This is a genomic window from Acinetobacter sp. AL9, assembly GCF_041464035.1.
Lineage (GTDB): Bacteria > Pseudomonadota > Gammaproteobacteria > Pseudomonadales > Moraxellaceae > Acinetobacter > Acinetobacter towneri.
Genome location: NZ_JAYFSK010000289.1, coordinates 1 through 238 on the forward strand (window position 1 = coordinate 1; position 238 = coordinate 238).

Annotated in this window: 1 rRNA gene; it reads left to right on the forward strand. The window is 51.3% G+C overall.

Going from position 1 to position 238, the window contains the following annotated elements:
* Nucleotides 1-238: ribosomal RNA gene (locus ACEO2X_RS14750) — 16S ribosomal RNA — on the forward strand; the annotation flags it as partial.

The window sequence follows — 238 nt, forward strand, 5'->3', positions numbered from 1 at the left end:
GGTCGCAAGACTAAAACTCAAATGAATTGACGGGGGCCCGCACAAGCGGTGGAGCATGTGGTTTAATTCGATGCAACGCGAAGAACCTTACCTGGCCTTGACATAGTAGAAACTTTCCAGAGATGGATTGGTGCCTTCGGGAATCTACATACAGGTGCTGCATGGCTGTCGTCAGCTCGTGTCGTGAGATGTTGGGTTAAGTCCCGCAACGAGCGCAACCCTTTTCCTTACTTGCCAG